Raw genomic sequence first — 2823 nt, forward strand, 5'->3', positions numbered from 1 at the left:
GTGCTCGCAGCGGTGAGCTTGGCCGTCATGCCGCTTCTGTCCTACCTCCAGCGGAGGGCCGGACGCGAACTTGGTTCGAAGTCGGCCGTCGCTGACTCTCGGCAGACCCTGATCTGTTCCTACCTCTCCGGGGTGCTGCTGGTGGGGCTCCTGCTCAACAGCCTGTTCGGATGGGCCTGGGCCGATCCCATTGCAGCGCTGGTCATCGCAGGCTGGGCCGTCAAGGAAGGCCGGGAGGCGTGGAAGGGCGACGCATGCTGCGTCAACCCTCTCGGCCGGGCCGAACCGGACAAGGCGGAGACGGCCGCCGGGAACGGTTGCTCCTGCTGCTCAGCCTGACCCTTCGGCCGTGCCCCGGCAGTAGAATGGAGAGCGCACATTCGCCGTCGAGGGAGTTCCATGCCCATCCTGTCAGCTCCGTCACATCCTCTCTCCGATGATGAAGTGAGCCGCATCCGCAACGACTTCCCGCTGCTCTCCACCGAGCTGAACGGCCGGCCGCTGGTCTACCTCGACTCGGGGGCGACCTCGCAGAATCCCGTCAGCGTCATGGAAGCCGAGCAGGAGTACTACGAGCAGCGCAACGCCGCCGTACACCGCGGCGCACACTCGCTCGCGGTCGAAGCGACCGACGCCTACGAGAACGCGCGCACCCTCGTCGCATCCTTCATCGGTGCCTCTCCGGAGGAGATCGTGTTCACCTCCAACGCCACCGAGGCCCTGAACCTTGTGGCCTACAGCCTCTCGAACGCGTCCCTGGGGCTCGGCGGCGAGGCCGCACGGCCCTACGCTCTCGGGCCGGGGGATTCGATCGTGGTCACCGAGATGGAGCACCACGCGAATCTCATCCCCTGGCAGGAACTCGCCGCCCGCACCGGCGCAACCCTGCGCTTCATCCCAGTGGACGACGACGGCGCCCTCCGTTTGGAGGAGGCCGCCTCCGTGATCGACGGCAGCACCCGCCTGCTCGCGTTCACCCATGCGTCCAACGTGCTCGGCACCATCAACCCGGTGGCCGAACTGGTCTCCCTGGCGCGGAAGGTTGGGGCGCTCACCGTCCTCGACGCGTGCCAGTCAGTGCCGCACCTGCCGGTCAACGTGGCGGACCTCGACGTCGACTTCGTGGCCTTCTCCGGGCACAAGATGCTCGGACCCACGGGGATCGGAGCGCTGTACGGGCGGTCGAAGCACCTGCACGCCATGCCGCCGTTCCTGACCGGCGGATCGATGATCACCACCGTCACCCTGGAGCGCGCAGAGTACCTCCCGCCGCCGGCCCGGTTCGAGGCAGGCACCCAGCGGATCTCGCAGGCCGTGGCCCTCGGCTCGGCCGTGAACTACCTGGCCGAGACCGGCATGGACCGCATCGAGGAGTGGGAGCGGATCCTGGGGGAGCGTCTGGTCTCCGGCCTCGAAGCGATCGAGGGCATCCGCGTCCTTGGCCCGCGTGCCGGGCAGCCGCGCATCGGCCTCGCCGCGTTCGACGTCGACGGCGTTCACGCGCACGACGTCGGCCAGTACCTGGACTCCCGCGGCATTGCCGTGCGCGTGGGACACCACTGTGCCCAGCCGCTGCACCGCCGCCTCGGCCTGACCGCCTCCACCCGGGCCAGCACCTACCTGTACAACACCACCGACGAGGTGGACGCGTTCCTCGCCGCCGTGGCCGAAGTCCGCTCGTTCTTCGGAGCCTCAGCATGAGCAGCGAACTAGAAAGCCTGTACCAGCAGATCATCCTCGACCACGCGAAGAGGCGGGTGGGGCAGGGGCCGACCGATCCGTCGTCGGGCGCTGACTCATTGGCAACCGGCGAATCCCACCAGCTCAATCCCATCTGCGGCGACGAGGTGACCCTGCGGGTGTGGCTCGAGGACTCGCGGATCGAGCGGGTGGCCTGGCAGGGCGCGGGCTGCGCCATCTCGATGGCGTCGGCGTCGGTCCTCACCGAGCTGGTCAGCGGCAGCACGCGCGACGAGATGATGGAGCAGCTTGACCGCTTCCGGGAACTGATGCGCTCCCGGGGAACAGTGGAGCCCGATGAGGAAGTGCTCGGTGACGCGGCTGCCTTCGCCGGCGTCTCCCGCTTCCCGGCGCGCGTCAAGTGCGCGATGCTCGCGTGGGTCGCCTTGGAGGAAGCGGTTCTCGCAGCGAACCGGTGAGGACACCGCTATTCGTGCGGGGGTTCTCCGGTGACCTTATGGTCCGCGTGGTTCATGCCCTCGCGGACCAAGCGAGCCAGGTGCCCGCCGCTGATGCTGTAGACGACGTTTCGGCCTTCTTTACGCGTGGTGACCAGGCCCGAGAACCGGAGCTTGGCCAGATGCTGGCTCACGGATGTCCGGGAGGCGCCGGTGCGTTTGGTCAGGCTGCCGACGTCGGACGGTGACTGGGTGAGCAGCCACAGCAGGTGGAGCCGGGTTGGATCTGCCAGCATGCTGAAGGTGGCAGCACCGGTGTGGAGTCTGGAGGAGTCGGGTTCACGGTCATGATGGAGGCTTGGCTGCCGCTCCAGGGGGAGCTCACTCATGACTTCGTCCTCGCTCTATCCTTGCCGACCACTCACCGCAGCCGCGGCTTCCTGCATAGCCGCTTCACGCGGCCACAACCGGAACGCGGCCACTGTGCTCAGTGTAGCGAGGATGGCAAGGACAGCGGCGGACGCCGGTTGCCCGGCTATCGCGCCCACCCATCCTGCCACCGGGTAGCCGATGATGAAGCAGGCGTGGGACAAAGAGAACTGGGCGGTGAAGAGGTAGGAGCGCGTGTCGTCGGTAGCGGCCCGGCGCAGGAGCCGCGCCGAGGGCGTGTTGATCATCGAGGTGC

Annotated in this window: 4 protein-coding genes and 1 pseudogene; 3 read left to right on the top strand and 2 right to left on the bottom strand. The window is 67.9% G+C overall.

The features are described 5' to 3' along the window. From RIF85_RS15520 to sufU, 3 genes are all read left to right on the top strand, one after another. The coding region (locus RIF85_RS15520; RefSeq protein ID WP_309072801.1) for a cation transporter at positions 1–339 on the top strand (339 nt) is incomplete at its 5' end. 60 nt (positions 340–399) lie between these two features. Next, positions 400–1701, top strand: a complete 1302-nt coding sequence (locus RIF85_RS15525) for a cysteine desulfurase (RefSeq protein ID WP_309072802.1) — start codon at positions 400–402, stop codon at positions 1699–1701. Then, positions 1698–2159 carry a Fe-S cluster assembly sulfur transfer protein SufU gene (sufU, locus tag RIF85_RS15530; RefSeq protein WP_309072803.1) on the top strand — a complete coding sequence of 154 codons (462 nt, stop codon included), beginning with the start codon at positions 1698–1700 and terminating at the stop codon, positions 2157–2159. Before RIF85_RS15525 ends, sufU begins: the two co-directional genes overlap by 4 nt. An 8-nt stretch (positions 2160–2167) precedes the next feature. Here sufU and RIF85_RS15535 read toward each other — a convergent pair whose 3' ends face one another. After that, complete coding sequence (locus RIF85_RS15535) at positions 2168–2527, bottom strand: metalloregulator ArsR/SmtB family transcription factor (protein ID WP_309072804.1); 360 nt, start codon at positions 2525–2527, stop codon at positions 2168–2170. Positions 2528–2542: 15 nt separating this feature from the next. Further along, a pseudogene (locus RIF85_RS15540) lies at positions 2543–2823 on the bottom strand (MFS transporter); the annotation flags it as partial.

The sequence above is a fragment of the Arthrobacter sp. genome (assembly GCF_031179385.1).
GTDB lineage: Bacteria > Actinomycetota > Actinomycetes > Actinomycetales > Micrococcaceae > Arthrobacter_D.